Origin of the sequence: Bradyrhizobium sp. 61, assembly GCF_023073075.1 — a bacterium.
GTDB classification, from domain to species: Bacteria; Pseudomonadota; Alphaproteobacteria; order Rhizobiales; family Xanthobacteraceae; genus Bradyrhizobium; species Bradyrhizobium barranii.
On sequence record NZ_JADPIU010000077.1, the window covers coordinates 108,402 to 124,021 of the forward strand.

The 15,620-nt window shown below is 64.3% G+C and carries 18 protein-coding genes and 1 tRNA gene; 13 read left to right on the plus strand and 6 right to left on the minus strand.

The window, feature by feature from the left end; genetic code table 11:
• Positions 1 to 24 precede the first annotated feature (24 nt).
• The 10 genes from IVB46_RS30355 (at position 25) to IVB46_RS30400 (ending at position 8,828) form a co-directional block, all read left to right on the plus strand.
• Positions 25 to 99: transfer RNA gene (locus IVB46_RS30355), tRNA-Glu, on the plus strand.
• Positions 100 to 843: 744 nt separating this feature from the next.
• Positions 844 to 1,074 (plus strand): photosystem reaction center subunit H, encoded by a 231-nt coding sequence (locus IVB46_RS30360; protein ID WP_081369264.1) that lies wholly within the window; start codon positions 844 to 846, stop codon positions 1,072 to 1,074.
• 1,217 nt (positions 1,075 to 2,291) lie between these two features.
• Positions 2,292 to 2,951, plus strand: a complete 660-nt coding sequence (locus IVB46_RS30365) for a hypothetical protein (protein ID WP_247310620.1) — start codon at positions 2,292 to 2,294, stop codon at positions 2,949 to 2,951.
• Between the two features lie 141 nt (positions 2,952 to 3,092).
• Positions 3,093 to 3,719, plus strand: coding sequence for a PilZ domain-containing protein (locus IVB46_RS30370; RefSeq protein ID WP_247310622.1), 627 nt, complete (start codon positions 3,093 to 3,095; stop codon positions 3,717 to 3,719).
• A 122-nt stretch (positions 3,720 to 3,841) separates the two neighbouring features.
• On the plus strand, positions 3,842 to 4,849 hold the full coding sequence (locus IVB46_RS30375) for an acyl-CoA desaturase (protein ID WP_247310625.1): 1,008 nt from the start codon (positions 3,842 to 3,844) through the stop codon (positions 4,847 to 4,849).
• Positions 4,850 to 4,985: 136 nt separating this feature from the next.
• Positions 4,986 to 5,243, plus strand: a complete 258-nt coding sequence (locus IVB46_RS30380; RefSeq protein ID WP_063983473.1) for a hypothetical protein — start codon at positions 4,986 to 4,988, stop codon at positions 5,241 to 5,243.
• Between the two features lie 94 nt (positions 5,244 to 5,337).
• Positions 5,338 to 5,493 (plus strand): hypothetical protein, encoded by a 156-nt coding sequence (locus IVB46_RS30385; RefSeq protein ID WP_247310628.1) that lies wholly within the window; start codon positions 5,338 to 5,340, stop codon positions 5,491 to 5,493.
• Between the two features lie 329 nt (positions 5,494 to 5,822).
• Positions 5,823 to 6,863 carry a PrsW family glutamic-type intramembrane protease gene (locus tag IVB46_RS30390; RefSeq protein WP_247310632.1) on the plus strand — a complete coding sequence of 347 codons (1,041 nt, stop codon included), beginning with the start codon at positions 5,823 to 5,825 and terminating at the stop codon, positions 6,861 to 6,863.
• 69 nt (positions 6,864 to 6,932) lie between these two features.
• Positions 6,933 to 7,511 carry an HdeD family acid-resistance protein gene (locus tag IVB46_RS30395; protein WP_063983474.1) on the plus strand — a complete coding sequence of 193 codons (579 nt, stop codon included), beginning with the start codon at positions 6,933 to 6,935 and terminating at the stop codon, positions 7,509 to 7,511.
• Between the two features lie 231 nt (positions 7,512 to 7,742).
• Positions 7,743 to 8,828 (plus strand): 3-deoxy-7-phosphoheptulonate synthase, encoded by a 1,086-nt coding sequence (locus tag IVB46_RS30400; RefSeq protein ID WP_346016148.1) that lies wholly within the window; start codon positions 7,743 to 7,745, stop codon positions 8,826 to 8,828.
• A gap of 58 nt (positions 8,829 to 8,886) precedes the next feature.
• Here the strand turns inward: IVB46_RS30400 and IVB46_RS30405 are convergent, their stop codons facing one another.
• Genes IVB46_RS30405 through epmA form a run of 3 tightly spaced genes read right to left on the minus strand, consistent with a single transcriptional unit; the run spans position 8,887 to position 11,343 of the window.
• A complete protein-coding gene (locus tag IVB46_RS30405; protein ID WP_085401231.1) occupies positions 8,887 to 9,144 on the minus strand; it encodes a hypothetical protein in 258 nt (85 codons plus the stop codon).
• A gap of 43 nt (positions 9,145 to 9,187) precedes the next feature.
• Positions 9,188 to 10,282 (minus strand): lysine-2,3-aminomutase-like protein, encoded by a 1,095-nt coding sequence (locus tag IVB46_RS30410; RefSeq protein WP_247310635.1) that lies wholly within the window; start codon positions 10,280 to 10,282, stop codon positions 9,188 to 9,190.
• The gene (gene epmA, locus IVB46_RS30415) at positions 10,279 to 11,343 is read right to left on the minus strand and encodes an EF-P lysine aminoacylase EpmA (protein ID WP_247344109.1); all 1,065 of its coding nucleotides are present in this window, start codon (positions 11,341 to 11,343) and stop codon (positions 10,279 to 10,281) included. The genes IVB46_RS30410 and epmA overlap by 4 nt, the downstream gene beginning before the upstream one ends.
• A 162-nt stretch (positions 11,344 to 11,505) precedes the next feature.
• On the opposite strand from epmA, the gene efp reads away from it, so the two are divergent.
• Together efp and IVB46_RS30425 are read left to right on the plus strand one after the other, a co-directional pair.
• Positions 11,506 to 12,072 (plus strand): elongation factor P, encoded by a 567-nt coding sequence (gene efp / locus IVB46_RS30420; protein ID WP_063983478.1) that lies wholly within the window; start codon positions 11,506 to 11,508, stop codon positions 12,070 to 12,072.
• A gap of 17 nt (positions 12,073 to 12,089) precedes the next feature.
• Entirely contained in the window at positions 12,090 to 13,712 is a 1,623-nt protein-coding gene (locus IVB46_RS30425) for a M23 family peptidase (RefSeq protein ID WP_247310641.1), read from the plus strand.
• Positions 13,713 to 13,743: 31 nt separating this feature from the next.
• On the opposite strand, the gene IVB46_RS30430 is transcribed toward IVB46_RS30425, so the two are convergent.
• Positions 13,744 to 14,247, minus strand: coding sequence for a cupin domain-containing protein (locus IVB46_RS30430; RefSeq protein ID WP_208086655.1), 504 nt, complete (start codon positions 14,245 to 14,247; stop codon positions 13,744 to 13,746).
• Between the two features lie 32 nt (positions 14,248 to 14,279).
• Positions 14,280 to 14,759, minus strand: a complete 480-nt coding sequence (locus IVB46_RS30435; RefSeq protein WP_247310644.1) for a carboxymuconolactone decarboxylase family protein — start codon at positions 14,757 to 14,759, stop codon at positions 14,280 to 14,282.
• A 53-nt stretch (positions 14,760 to 14,812) separates the two neighbouring features.
• On the opposite strand from IVB46_RS30435, the gene IVB46_RS30440 reads away from it, so the two are divergent.
• Complete coding sequence (locus IVB46_RS30440) at positions 14,813 to 15,343, plus strand: MarR family transcriptional regulator (RefSeq protein WP_247310647.1); 531 nt, start codon at positions 14,813 to 14,815, stop codon at positions 15,341 to 15,343.
• 6 nt (positions 15,344 to 15,349) lie between these two features.
• On the opposite strand, the gene IVB46_RS30445 is transcribed toward IVB46_RS30440, so the two are convergent.
• Positions 15,350 to 15,538 (minus strand): hypothetical protein, encoded by a 189-nt coding sequence (locus IVB46_RS30445; protein ID WP_247310649.1) that lies wholly within the window; start codon positions 15,536 to 15,538, stop codon positions 15,350 to 15,352.
• Positions 15,539 to 15,620: the final 82 nt, after the last annotated feature.

Consider the following 15,620-nt stretch of genomic DNA (forward strand, 5'->3'; position numbering starts at 1 on the left):
GAAAAGCGGCGGGGCCTTGTGTTTGCTCCCTTCGTCTATCGGTTAGGACGCCACCCTTTCACGGTGGAGAGAGCGGTTCGATTCCGCTAGGGAGCGCCATACAAATCAATTACTTAGCGCTCTGCCCCGCTGCCGTGTCCAACACATGGCCAATATACGGGTATGGACTCGTACACAGCGCCGGGTCGCGGAGCTGCGCGAAATGGAGCGCCTTTGCTCGGATTGGGCGGACGATGACGATCTCGTTCTCGCGCGCGACGGACTGAACGCGCTGGCGGCCGACTACCGCGCCGCTGCGGACGCGATGGTTCCCTCAGGTGCTGTTTGGGACCTTTGGGGCGCGGTGAGCGTTGAAGTGGTAGCACCGGGGCAGGATCGCGACCCCCGGAGTTCGGATCATGAGCACGATCCCTGTGGACCTCGAAAGAAAGTTCGAACATCGGTGGGCCGCCAGATTGGCGCGGCCCATTCCGCCGGCTCCATTTGCGCGCCCTGCCTGTCCGAGGTGCAAGGCCCAGATGATGCTCGTCAGCATCGAGCCAAAAAGCCTAAGCGTGGACTTGCACATGTTTCGCTGCGCTGTCTGCAATCACGCACTTACGACATTCGCAACGCATGAAGATCCCATGCATTCCAATGGCCGCTGGCTTCAAGGCGATTTGCGCCCACCGAAGTAACCCGCGCTGCAAGTCGTGACCGAAGGCGAGACGCCGCGGCTGCCGGAAGGTTTCAGGGTCGAGCTCGACAAGGACGGTTGGCGGCACTGACTCGCGCGAAGCGGCGATTGACTCAATGCATCTGCCGCTCTGACTGATCTTCACTAATCCGCCAGCCGCGTAGGGCATGACCATGTCCGATGACTGGACCAAACGAGCGACGAACATCCTTCGAGAACTTCATGCTGCCGAGACGGAGCTAATCGGCAGGGGTGTTATCCTGACCGACGGTAAGGCGGGGACGGTTGATCACGTCTTCCTTGACGAGGTGCACGGGCTCCGGATCTCGATCGGTGGCCACGACGGCAAGTGGCCGATTTCGACTCTGAAGCTTCTAGACTCCGGTTTCGCCAGATAGCTTGTCCGCCCGGTCACCGTCCGCGGTGATCACTCGGTGACCGGGCGCCCAGCGCGGACTTCGAAGGCCTGCTCGCCGGTGCCTGGCCGAGTAAGCCAGTCACAGTTTACCTGGAGTGGCAGCCATGATGCAGAACGTTGTAGCCGGATGCGTCGCAGTGGCTTTGATTATCCTGGCCTTGATTGGCTTCGCCCAAACGCACCATGAATGTTGGCACGGGCACGTGCTCCTAACCCATGAGCCCTGCGGATCCGTCAGCCCTTCAATATAGGAACAACCATTTTCCGCTGATCTAGGCGCGGGACCAAAGCCCCGCCGCTCGTGAAGTTCTGCCAGCACAGGCAAGCTTGCGGACGACTCAGCGCGAAAGCCCCCCTACCGCCCGGTAACCGCCTTCTGGCGCGCAGCGTTCAGGCCTGCCTTTGTCTGTGCAGTTGCGGCACTCGCGGGCTCTCGATTTGGGGGCGGCTCATTGAGGTCTCGGGCCCACGGCGCGCCAGATCGAGCAACTGACTTCGGAGCGGCATGTTCTGAGCTGGAGCAGGCAGAGACGAGAGAGACGACAACAAGGGACATCCCCGTCCGGCCCAACGTTTGAGTGATCCTGTTCATCAGGCAATCAACTTCCGGCGCGGCCTTACTGTTGGCGCCTGCGATCCGCTCTAGCATCGATATAGATGACCACCGCGAATGTGGCGCCTAGAGCCAAAACGCTGACACAGCCGGTAATCAACGCCACCGCCATCATAGCTGGATCAGTATTTCTACGGCGTCAGGGCTGGGCAATTCACGAATGATTAGCGCATGCAACAAGGCTGGGGCCCGCCAGCGTGAACCGGCGGGCCTTTGCTTTTCCACACCCACGATGCGCAGTAGCCCGCGTTCGTTCCGCGGCCCAAGGGATTGATAATTTGACTCTCGCGGCGCCAGGCTGCGATGGCGCAATGACCAAGGCAGAGAACCGAGCGGCCGCCAGGGCCTACCACCAGGAGCGGATGCGTAAGCTCGACGAGGAAGCCGAAGCAGCACGCATTTTTAGCCGGGGATAAACGACCATGCACATCATCCCATCTCTTTCACGGTGGAGAGAGCGGTTCGATTCCGCTAGGGAGCGCCATCATCCGGGCCATCGGGTGATGCGGCGAAATCCGCTGCCCCCGCATGAACCTCCCCGCCCCTGACCGACGACCAATGTCCCGTTGGAACCGGTACAGGCCATGGTGCTGCATAAATCCCCCTCGGACCGCCAGACCGGCGCCGCCTCGCCGGCGCCGCCGTCCTGGATGCACCGCACCGCGCCCTACGCGCCGGAGCGGCGCGCCAGAATGCTGGAGCACATGGCGCGCGCCCGATCGCTTCCGCAGCCCCAGGCCGCGACCACGACGGCGCCGTCGCGCACGAGCGGCGTGGACATTCTCGGCGACGCCTTCGGCTACACGGTCCTGTTCGGTGTCATCGCCCTGCTGTTCCAGTCGCGCGTTCCGCTCTACCTCGGCGCCTTCCTCTTCCTCACCGACGGCGAGCGCATCGAGCACGCGCTCGGAACGGTCGGCATCCGGCTCGAGCCGGATACGGTCGGTCCCGACATCATCAAGGGCTTCGCCTCCCTGTTCGGATGGTTCGCGCTGCTCGCGTCCTTGCAAGGCTCCGTCCCGGCCTGGCTTGCGGCATGGATGCCGCCGGCCGCATCCTGGTCCGCCATTGCCGGCATCGCCGTCGTGTTCGCGACCGTCGAAGCGTCTGCGGGGCTGGCGATGCGACACGCATTGCCGTGGTTCGGATTTCAGATCAGGCCGGACAGCCTGACCGCGACGGCGATCAAACTCCTCATGACCCTTGGCCTGCTCGCCTTGCTGGTGCTGCTCGGATCTCTCTGAGCGGCACGCAATGACGATGTCGTGAGACGGCCGGGTCGCTTACCGGAAATTTACCCCTGCTATTTGATCGGCGTATCGTTTGCTTAGACGTTGCGCCCTACCGTGAATCTACGGAAACAATCCGAAACACGATTGGCGTTCATGTCCGTCTCAGAGTTCCTCCGGCAGCGTGCAGTGGAAGTCAGCGTGAGCGGCAGCTACTCGCTGCCGCGCTGGTACGATTGTGAGGGCCAGCTGCGCACCTTCGCCTGCCGCACCAAGCGTGTCTCCCCGTTCCGCATGATCGTCGACGTGCCTGTTGTCGGAAAGGTCGGCGAGCGCGTGACCTCCTATTTTCAGGACTTTGGCGAATTCCAGTGCACCATCAGCGCGACGCTGAAGGCGGGCTTCCTGATGGAACTCGACATGACGCGGGAGCGGCGCGCCTGGATGTCGGAAAAGCTGACCTGGCTGGAGAAGAAGCAGAAGGACGCCAGCATTCTGGAACTGCGCAATGACGCGCGCTTCGTTCCCCAGGTCTCGCACACCTTTCTGACGCTCGCCGACGGCAGCACCCATGCCTGCTTCATCATCGACGTCTCCACGGCCGGCGTCGCGATATCCTGCGAATACGACCCGGCGATCGGAACCCCGCTTGCAGTCGGCGCCTGCGTCGGGCGCGTCATTCGCAAATTCGACAACGGCTTTGCGGTCAAGTTCGCCGAGAAGCAGCAGCGGGACGACCTCGTCCGCCTGGTTGTCCGTACGCCCATGCTGCAATCGGCCTGAATCGGCCCGATCGATTTTAACTCAATTTTAACTAAATACTGGAGGTGCTGATCCCCGCGCGATAGGGTGTGACCCAGCATGTCCGCAATCACTGCGGGCCCCGAGTTATTGGAAGTCCCGGAATGTCCATCGCTGAGTTCGCCCCGGCAGAGACCGCCCAAAACGCGCCCGCCGTCGCAAAGCCGCAGCTCCCGCCCGGCGTCATCACTGAAGGCCCGCTCGTCCAGGCCAAGTTGCGCGAAAGCTATCTCCTCCTCGGCATTCTCTACGTCGGCGCCGTCGCGGGCATCATCTGGGCCATCACGCAAGGCGTCGGCAAGGTGGAGCTGTTTACCTTTGCCTGGATGTTCGCGCTGACGACGTTCGGCATCGGCGCAGGCATGCACCGCCTGTTCGTCCATCGCAGCTTCCGCACCGGCCCGATCATGCGCGTCTTCTTCTGCGCCATCGCCCAGATGGCGGTGCAGGGCTCGATCGCGAAATGGGTCGCCAACCACCGCCGCCATCATCTCTACGCTGATGACGTCGGCGACCCCCACAGCCCGCAATTCGACGGCTTCGGCAATCGCTATGTCAGCGCGCTCAAGGGCTTTCTGCACGCCCAGGGCAGCTGGGTGTTCGACCAGGCGACCACCGACAACGAATACTACGCCAAGGACATCCTGGCCGATCCGATCGCGATGTTCTTCGTGCGCACGCGCTGGGTCTGGTACGGGATGTCCGGTGTCTTCATTCCCGCCGTAATCGGCTACACCTTCGGCGGCGTGCACACCATGATCGGCTGCGTGCTGTTCTCCGGCCTGCTCCGCTGCTACCTGCTGATCCTCACCAGCCAGCTCACCGGCTCGGTCTGCCACGCCTACGGTTACCGCCGCTTCGAGGTCGAGGACGCCTCGACCAACGAGTTCGTGACCACGATCCTCACCTTCGGCGAGGGTCTGCACAACAACCATCACCGCTTCCCGCGGGACGCCTATATCTCGCACGCCTGGTGGGAGATCGATCTCAACGGCCTGATCATTCTGGGCATGGAGAAGATCGGCCTCGTCCACGACGTCTTCCACGCGTCGCACCGTCAGCTCGAGCTGGCGTCCGAAGCGGAAGCGCAGGCGGCCACGACGGGGCGCTGAACCGGCAGGCCGGCGGCCTCATCCGGCCGTCTCGCCTCCGCTCCGCTGCCCTATCGCGGCCCCATTGCGGGATCAGCTTTTGAGGGTCTGTGCCTCGTGCCGGACCTCATTTGCAGACTTGCGATCGGGGGACCGAATGGCAGTCAACAAGATTAGGATTGATAAGATCACTTGGGACAGGGTTGGCCGGGTCACCGAGCCCGGACGCTACATGTACACCTTTGGCTGGCTGACTATTACGGCCGGCGATCTCGATATCTGGAAGCAATATCCGCAAGCCGCCTTCACGCTGCTCGCGCACCACGCCGAGCCGGACGAGGCCGTCGGCGAGGAATTCCATCTCGGCGCCTTCGACATCGCGCCGGACACCCCACCGCCGTTCACCACGCATTGAAGCGCGGGAAACGCCGGCCCAAATCGCCGTGCGGGCTGCGCGCGGCGCAGGCGGCTGCGGGAACGCATGGCATGCAGGTTGCTTAATCAACGTCATGATACACATCCCCGCCGTCGACCAGGCCTTCCTGCTGCTGCTCATCGTCTTCTGCCTTGGCACGTGCCTCGTACGCGCCTTCTGGGAGCTGGAGCAGGTGCGGGCACGCCGGGTCGCTGCGCCGCCCCGCGGGCGCACAACGAAGCGTGACTAGGCCGGTTGGCCCGGCCCAGCGTTGTCCAGACGGCAGCCACGCCGCCTCTGGACACGCCTCTCGCGCACGTGCATCGTGAATCGAAGAAACCTGCGCAGTGCCTTGATCTGACTTGCCAATCGCGATCCGGTGGCGGGCGCGGACCGCTCCCATCGGTGACGAATTGGTTCTGTCATGCGCTTGGTTGCGCTCGCATTCTACACGTTCGGTGCCGATCCCGATGAACGCTGGCTGTCGCGCCTGTTAAGTGACGCGACAGCAAATGCATGACACATGGTCGCATCGGTAGACGTAGATAAGCAGATCAAGGGAACCTATTTTCGGCGCCGATGTACCTGATTGAAGCTTTGCCCACCGTCATCGGAACTGCCGCCATCGCCCCGGCGCTGCTGATGCTGTGGCTCGTCATTGCCGCCGAGGAGCGTCCGGGACCGCCGGCCCAGGTCTGGACCGCGTTCCTGCTCGGGGCGGCCAGCATTTCGCTGCTGGGCCTTGCTCGCGCGCCCTTCGCCAAGATGGTTGCAGCCCCCGACAACCCCTGGGCGGCGCTCGCCATGCATTCGGTCTTCGGGGTCGCGCTGCCCGAGGAAGCGGTCAAGGTGATCGCCATCGTGCTGGTCTCCTCGACCAAGCGGCGGACCTTCGCCAATCCGATGGATACCGTGGTCTATGGCGCCGCCGTCGGCCTCGGCTTCGCCGCCTACGAGAACCTCGCCTACCTCGTCCAGCACGCCGAGATGTGGCGCTCGCTGGCCGCGCTACGCAGCGTGCTGACGGTGCCGTTCCACGGCGCGCTCGGCATCATCGCCGGCGCCTACCTGACGATCGCACGCGCCGGCACGGCGCTGGGCGCCAACCGCCACCATCGCGACTGGGCCCGCCTGTCCAGCCGCCTGCTGATCTTCGCCGGCCCGCTCGCGCTGCATTCGGCCTTCGACTTCCCGCTGCTGACCTTGCAGCGGATGCCCGATCTCGATCCGACGCTGCGGATGTGGCTGGGCGGAGCGAGCCTGCTGATCGGCTTCAGCTCGATCGCCTTCGCCATCCGCCTGGTGCGGCGGGTCGCGCGCCATCACGCGCCGCGGACCGATGTCGCGCGGGAGCGGCTTAGCCAGCTGCGCCGGATGTGGGCGCTGCTGCTCGCCGGCGGCGGCGTCGGCTTTCTCGGCCTCGCCTTCGTGCTGACCTCGATCCATCACTGGCTGATCAATCCCGAGCGCAATCTGACATTGGCCCTGATCCCGATCGGCTTCGTCTCGATCCTGCTCGGCCTAGCGCTCCTGATCGTCACGATCGCGATCTACATTCTCGGCCGCAACCGCGTTCGCACCAGCGGCGAAGGTTTTTCGTCAGCGCACGGCGGCGGTTGAGCTCCGGGATGGCAAGCGCGGTGTGTGCATACTAGATTGAGCACACATCTTTCGATCTGGAGCCTGCCGATGACATCGCCTGAGGATTTTTCCCGGCTGCAATCCGCCATGAGCGAAACGGTCAAGGCGCATTGGAAGGCTTTCCTGTTCGAAGGCATCCTGCTTGCCGTCCTCGGCGTCGCCGCGCTGATCCTGCCGCCGCTCGCGAGCCTTGCGATCACGATCTTTCTCGGCTGGATGTTCCTGATCAGCGGCATCGGCGGACTGATCGTGACCTATTGGGCGCGCAGCTCGCCGGGATTCTGGTGGTCGCTGATCTCGGCCGCGCTGGCCGTGCTCGCCGGCATGCTCCTGCTGGCCCGACCCATGCAGGCCGTGCTGACGCTGACCATCGTGCTCGGCGCCTACTTCCTCGCCGAGGGCGTCGCCACCATCATGTATGCGCTGGAGCACCGCCGCGAGCTGAGCAGCCGCTGGTCCTGGCTCCTGATCTCCGGCCTCGTCGACATCGCCATCGCGTTCATGGTGATCACGGGGCTGCCGAGCTCGGCGGAATGGGCGATCGGCATCCTCGTCGGTATTAATTTGCTGTTCGGCGGCGCCACCCTGATCGGCATGGCGCTGGCGGCACGCAAGAGCAACAGTTGAGGCGCCTCGTGGCCGCTCGCGCCGATTGGGGGGTGACAACCCGCCAATCGCACGCTATATGAGCGGCCATGATCACCCTCGTCACCAGCTATTTTTGGTACTTTAGCTACGACAGCTCGCTGGCGGCAGGAGGATCGCGCTCAATCTGAATATTGAAGCAAACGTCCGAACAAGCCGCCAGACCTGGCGGCTTTTTTATTGCCGGCAGGTTCAAACAAACAGGAGCCCGCCGTGCTGAGCACGACCGACGATCTTCGTATCCGCGAACTGAAAGAGCTGAGCACGCCGGAAGAGGTGATGCGGGAAGTCCCGCGCACGCTCACCGCAACGCGTGTGGTGATGGCGGCGCGCAACGCCATCCATGCCATCCTCAACGGCCAGGACGACCGCCTGCTGGTCGTGGTCGGCCCCTGCTCGGTGCACGATCCCAAGGCCGCGCTCGAATATGCCGAGCGCCTCGCGAGCTTGCGCGAAGAGCTGGCCGACCAGCTCGAGATCGTGATGCGGGTCTATTTCGAGAAGCCGCGCACCACCGTCGGCTGGAAGGGCCTGATCAACGATCCTGACCTGGACGGCAGCTTCGACATCAACAAGGGCTTGCGGCTGGCGCGCAACGTGCTGTCCGCGGTAAACAATCTCGGCCTGCCCGCCGGCGCAGAATTTCTGGACATGACGACGCCGCAATACATTGCGGACCTCGTGTCCTGGGCCGCGATCGGCGCGCGCACGACCGAGAGCCAGATCCATCGCGAGCTGGCCTCGGGGCTGTCCTGCCCGGTCGGGTTCAAGAACGGCACCGACGGCAATGTGCGCATCGCGGCGGACGCGGTGAAGTCGGCCTCGCATCCGCATCATTTCATGGCGGTGACCAAGCTCGGCCGTTCGGCGATTGCCTCGACCGCGGGCAACGAGGATTGCCACATCATCCTGCGCGGCGGCAGCAAGCCGAACTACGATGCGGCAAGCGTCGCGGCGGCCTGCAACGATCTGGCCAAATCCGGCGTCGCGCCGCTGGTGATGGTGGATGCGAGCCACGCCAATTCGAGCAAGAAGCCGGAAAACCAGCCGCTGGTCATGGCCGACATCGCCGGCCAGATCTCAGGTGGCGAGAACCGTATCATGGGCGTGATGATCGAGAGCAATCTCGTTGCCGGCCGCCAGGACGTGGTGCCGGGCAAGCCGCTGACCTACGGCCAGAGCATCACGGACGGATGCATCGACTGGGCGACCACGGCAACCGCGCTCGAGCAAATCGCTGACGCGGTCGAGATCCGGCGCAACACGAAGCGCGCGGGGCTGCACGAACGCTCGGCGTAAGGCCAAAGCCAACGCGGGCGGGGCGAGCTGTCGCGCCCTGCCCGCCGCTAGCCACAAGCTAACAGCCGCGGCAGATGCTCTTGATCTTCTTGTCGAGCGCCGCGTCTTCCTTGTTCACGGGATTATTCGGATCGCTCAGATTTTTTTCGTTCGGTACGTCACCGGCGCGCGGCTGGCGATGACCGATGGGTGCCTGCGGCACTGATCCCGACGTGGCGCCGCCGGATGTCGACCCCTTGGAGCCGCTGGGCTGTGCAACCGCCGCTCCGCCAAGCAAGACCACGAGCGACGCTGCCACCACCATGATCTTCTTCATGTCCGTTCCTCCATTCTCAAACCCACGTTCTCTGCATCGCCGCTCACGTCTCGGGCGGATAGAGATGAACGTCGCCGCAATAATCCACGATACGATAGCGCGTTTCCGTCTCCGCTTCACGCGCGTCGGCTGCGGTATTTTGCACCGCCAACACATAATTCGGCCCCACCGGCGATTTGCCGGCGCCGCCGGGAATGTCGATGACATAGTCGGGCTGACACAGTCCTGACACCCGTCCGCGCAACTGCCGCATCAAATCCTGCCCCTGGGCCAGCGTCGTTCGCAAATGCACGGTGCCCGGCGCGAGATCGCCGTGATGCAGATAGTAGGGCTTGATCCGGCATTCGACGAAAGCTCGCATCAAATCCGACAAAGCGGCAATGCTGTCGTTGACGCCGCGCAAAAGCACGGACTGACTCACCATGGGAATTCCGGCATCGGCAAGCCGTGCGCAGGCCGCGCGCGCAGGCCCCGTCAACTCGCGCGCATGGTTGGCATGCACCGCCACCCAGGTGGTCGCGCCCTCGACCTTCAACGCAGCCACCATCTCGTCGCTGATCCGCGCGGGATCGGCCACCGGCACGCGGGTGTGAAGGCGGATGATCTTGACGTGATCGATTCCCGCGAGATCGGCCATGATCTCGCTCATCCGGCGCGGCGACAGCATCAAGGGATCGCCGCCGGTCAGGATCACTTCCCAGATCTCGCTGTGCGAACGGATGTAGTCGATCGCCGCGCGATAGGCGCCGTCCGAGAGCGCGTTCTCCTTGCCGGGCCCGACCATTTCGCGGCGGAAGCAGAAGCGGCAATAGACCGCGCAGACGTGGACGAGCTTGAACAGCACGCGGTCGGGATAGCGATGCACAATGCCCTGCACCGGCGAGTGCGGATGATCGCCGATCGGATCGGCGCTCTCGCCTGGCTGCATCTCCAGTTCCGCGGCGGTCGGAACGAATTGCCGCGCGATCGGATCGTCGGGATCGGACGTGTCGATCAGCTCGGCCAGCGCCGGCGTAATCGCCACCGCATAGCGCGCGGCGACACGTTCGAGCGCGGGCAGCGCTTCGGCCGGTGCGAGCTGCGCGGCCACAAGTTCGGCCGGCTCACGCAGGGTGCGTGCAAGGTTGGTCTTCGTCATGTCTCACTTAACGTTTCATTTGCAGGCGGTGTCCACACCACCTGATCGATCCGCGCTGCGCCGCTCGCCAGCATCACCAGCCGGTCGAAGCCGAGCGCGACACCGCTCGCCTCCGGCATTTGGGCGACCGCGGCCAGAAAATCCTCGTCCAGCGGATAGGCCTCGCCATAGCGGCGCTGCTTCTCCGCCATCGACTCCGTGAAGCGCTTGCGCTGTTCCTCGGCGTCGGTCAACTCGCCAAAGCCGTTGGCGAGTTCGACGCCGCAGGCATAGACCTCGAACCGCTCGGCGACCCGCGGGTCATCGGCCTTCACCCGCGCCAGCGCCGCTTCTGGAGATGGGTATTCGAACAGAATGGTCAAACGCCCCTGCCCCAGATGCGGCTCGACATGCTCGACCAGGACCTTGCTGAAGATGTCGGACCAGGTGTCGTCCTCCGCCACCCGGACCTTGCCGCCGGCCGCCTGCGCGAGCGCGGCACGGTTACCCTCGCCGCCCGAAATTGTCGACAGCAGGTCGATCCCTGCGAACCGCTCGAAGGCGCCGGCGACCGTCACCAGCTCCGGCTCGGCGAAGGGATCCGCGGTCCGGCCGCGGAACGAGAAATTCCCGATTCCGGTCGCCTGCGCGGCGCGGGCGATGACGACGACGGTGTCCGCCATGATGGCATCGTAGGGGGCGCGAGCCCGATACCATTCCAGCATGGTGAATTCGGGCAGATGCAGGTCGCCGCGCTCGCGATCACGGAACACCCGTGCGAATTCGAAAATCCGCTCCTCGCCGGCCGCCAGCAGCTTCTTGCAGGCGAATTCCGGCGAGGTCCGCAAGTACCGGCTGGCACGGCTGCCATCGGGCCACATGATCTCGGTCCGGGGGGCGTGCAGATGGGTTTCGTTGCCCGGGGAGACCTGGAGGACCGAGGTTTCGACCTCAAGGAACCCCTGCTCGGCGAAAAAGCCCCTGAGAGACCCGGTAATGGCCCCCCTGGCCTGGAGGAACGGTCGCCGGTCGAGGTGCCGCGAGGGCGACCAGAACGGCGAAATCGGCTTGTCCCCAACCATCAACCGGCCGCCCCGCAGGCCAGCAAAATGCTGGCATTCAACGACAAAATGCGTATGTTGCGGCCCGAAACGGGTGCCGCGGTCTGATTTGAGGCCCCAGGTCCCCCATCAATTTGACCACGTCCTGGCCGGAGCCGGGCCAAGCAAGCAGGAAATATAGCTTTGAGAGTCATCGCCAGTTCTATTCGCAAGGGCAACGTGATCGAGCAAGACGGCAAGCTTTATGTCGTTGTGACCGCCGAGAACATCCATCCCGGCAAGGGCACTCCGGTCAGCCAGATCGAAATGCGCCGAATCTCGGACGGGGTAAAGATCTCCGAGCGCTACAAGACCACCGACCAGGTCGAGAAGGCCACGATTGAAGAGCGCAACTTCACCTTCCTCTATGAAGATGGCGACGGCTTCCATTTCATGAACCCGGAAACCTATGACCAGGTCCAGGTGTCCAAGGACGTCATCGGCGATGCGGCCGCTTATCTCCAGGAGAGTATGACGGTCAAGCTGTCGACGCATGACGTCAACGTGGTGTCGATCGCGTTGCCGCAGCGCGTGACGCTGGAAGTGGTCGAGACCGAGCCCGTGACCAAGGGCCAGACCGCCTCCTCCTCCTACAAGCCTGCGGTGCTCTCCAACGGCCTGCGCACCACTGTGCCGCCGCACATCGCCGTCGGCACCCGTATCGTGGTGATGACCGAAGACGGCTCCTACTCCGAGCGCGCCAAGGACTAAGCGAGGAATCAGAGCAGGTGCCGCCGGGGGCCGAGGCAGTGGTTGGGAAAAGTTTCCGCTTCGTCTCGCTGTTTCTGGCGGCGCTTTCGCTCCTCACCGCCACTCCGCTCGCTGCGGACGAAATCCGCAGCCCTTCGCTCACGGCGCTGCGCGTCGATTGGCGCGCAGCGCTCGACCAGCTCCGCACCGAGGTCAACAGCCGTCCCCCGATCGCGGGCGACTTCATCTTCGCACCCCGCCGTTCGGTGCCACGCTACGATCCGCGCGCGATGCCTGCGCTGGTGCAGCTCAACGCGGTCTCATCGCAATTCTTCACCGGTATCGCCCGCAGCTCCGTGCCCGTGCTGCTGCCGTTCGATGCTGCCGCCTATCTCGAGGCGCAGCGCAATCGCGCGCCGGGGACACTCGCGCTCTCGCACTACCAGGCCGACTTCAATCCCGTCGACATGTTTGATGCCGGCCCCTCAGGTTACAGTGCCAGCTTCTCGCTCGAACCCGGTGCCGGCGACGGCATGCCGAGCCGCGTCTACACAAGGCCGGTCGAGGTGCAGATCACGGGCTCGGCACTCGTTTACGACGTCGCCGATCCCGCCGGCGGCAAGGGCGAGCAGGTCAAGCTGCTTGCGGCAACCTATCCGGACCTGCGCAGGTTCATCCGGGAAGGCTATGTGCGCTACGCCTTCACCCGCTTCGGCGTTGCCTATGTCGTCTCCATCCAGTGCCTGGACAGCATCGCAAAGCCGCGGAGGCTCGCCTGCAAGGAAGCCTATCCGGTTGCCGAGCGCTTCCTGAAAGGGCTCCGCATCGCCGGCGGCCAGCGCATGCGGCCGCTGACGGACATGGCCTCCAGCATCATCGATCGTCCTTCAGCGCGGTCGCCGGATTTCACCTACCGACCGAGCGGCGACATCATCCCGAACACCGGCTATCGCAACAAGGCCGGCCATCCGGATGTGATGGCCTATGCGCAGATCCGTTTTCCGCTCGAAAAGGCGCCCGCCTTCGTGCGTTCGCAATCCTACGGCAAGCGCGACAAGAGCGACGGCCCGACGGCCTATCCCTGGCGCGACAATTTCTGCGAGTCCCGCAGTTTCGAGGTCTGGCAGTGCGGCGGCGGTTATGGCCACCAGGGCGAGGACATCCGCGCCGCCGAATGCCCACCGCCCGGCGAAGGCCACGACCCCTGCGATCGCAAGCAGCGCGGCGTCGTCGCGGTGCGCGACGCCATCGTGATCCGCGGCGCCAAGGATCAGGCCGCGACGCTCGAGGTCAACAGCCGCACCGAGCATATTCGCTTCCGCTATATGCACATGAACCCGCAGGCGCTGACCGCCGACGGCATGCTCAACGGCCGCATCGTCACCGAAGGCGAGAAGATCGGCGTGGTCTCCAACTATCTCGACCATCCCGCCGGCACATCGATGCATTTGCATTTCGACGTGCAGGTATTTACTCGCGACGGCTGGATCTGGGTCAGTCCTTACGTCACGCTGGTCTCGGCCTATGAACGCCTGATCCACGCCCGCGGCCGCGAAGTCGGCCCGGAGATCGCCGGCACGCCGCAGCCGGTGGCGCATGCGTTGCCGGAGGACGTGATCAAGCCGGACCTGCGCGAAGGATCGAGCGGCGAGGAGAATTGAGGGGCGAGTTCGCTCATGCGGCCGCTACGGACTACTCCAACAGCGTCGTCAGCTGCGCGCCCTCGTCCGCCACGAATACCGCGATCAATTCCGCCGGCTCGGTCGTGCTGGCATTGGCCGAGACCAGATGCGTCGATCCCGGCGGCTCGAAGAAGGACTGGCCGACACCAAATGTCTCGACAGGACCGCCGCCAAGCTGGGAACGGATTTCACCCTTGGTGATGTAGGCGGTCACCGAACCCGCGTGACGATGCGGCCGCGAGAATCCGCCGGGACCGTAGAACACACGCACGATGGTGACGCGCTTGCCCGGGACGTTCGGCAACGCGTAGGAGCCGATCGGTTCGACCTTGTCGAGCGGCGAGCTCTCCGCCGCGGTCGCGCAGAGCGGCGCCAACGCGCCGGATACCGCGTCCATCGTCACCGGCAACGCCTTGCCGATCGCAAGCGCGCAGGCGAGCCCGCCGACGACGGCCAGCGCCATCGAGCGCGACGGCACCGGACGCTGCGCATGGGTCAAACTCATTGCAGTCATGATAACCTCCCCTTGTTTTCTCGATGTTGCACTTAAGATGCCGCGGCGCTCGCTGCGACCGGCCGCTTCACCGGCGTCCAGCGATACGCGGCGCCAAAGCGGTTCCAGACGTTGATCGAGGCAACCGCCGAGGTCAGGTACATCAGCTCGGCCTCGGAGAATTCGCCGGAAGCGTCCGCATAGACCTCTTCACTGACGCCATCGGGCAGGAAGGTCAGCGCCTCCGCCCAGGCCAGCGCGGCCCGCTCGCGCGCCGAAAAGACCGGCGCCTCGCGCCAGACCGCGACCAGATTGAGCTTGTCCACGGGCACGCCGATCCGCTCCGACAAAAGGACGTGGTGCTGCACGCAGAAGGCGCAGCCGTTGATCTGCGAGGCGCGCAGCTTGACCAGCTCGAGCAGCTGCTTGTCGAGGCCCGCCTTGGCCGCCACCTGGCCGAGCGCCAGCACCAGCTCATACGCGTCGGGCGCGATCTTCTTGAAATCCTCGTACTCGCAGCGGGCGTGTGACATTAGCGTTCACCTCGTGTATTGTAAGACTGCTTACATCTTATAAGAGCTCTTATATGACACGCAAGACCGCTGCCATCGCGAAATCGAAGGCTTCGCGGAAGCCGGCCGCGCCTGCCGAAATCGCTGCCGTTCGCGTGCCGGCGCCCGGCGAAGGCAAGCGCGGCGAGCAAGGTTATCTCGGCTATCTGCTGCGACAGGCCCACGCCGCGGTCCGCCTGACGATGGAACGGACGCTCGCCGACCTCGGCGTGACGTCGCCGCAATTTGCCGTGCTGACCATGCTGAACGCCTATCCGGGCCTCTCCGGCGCCGACGTCGCCCGGCTCACCTTCCTGACCCCGCAGACGGTCGGTGTGATCATTCGCAACCTCGATCGCGACGGTGCGATCGCAATGACGCCTCATCCGGTCCACGGCCGGATCCAGCAATGGACGCTGACGCAGCGGGGAACGACGCTGTTGAAGGCTTGCAGGGAGCGCGTGATCGCGCTGGAGAAGCGCCTTGCCGCAAGTCTGGACGCCAAGGCAGAGACCGCCATCCGGCGCTGGCTCGTCGGCATCGCCGCCGATTTGCAGGAGGACTAACCGGCTCTAGTCGCCGCCGCCTCCGTCACCACCGCAGCCGCCGTCGCCTCCATCGGCATCCGAGAAATCGCTGACGACGCCGTCGCCCTGGATGCCACGACCAAAGTTCTCGGCGATGATCATCAGGATCACGACAAACAGCCCGGCGCCGAACGGCCAGGGATTGGTACGGATGATGTCGAACAGCTCCCGCATGCGCGCATTCTGGGCAGACGGAAGCAAACCGACCGTAAAGCGACAGGCTTGAAATTGGGGATATCCGGGCAAGCCTAAGGAC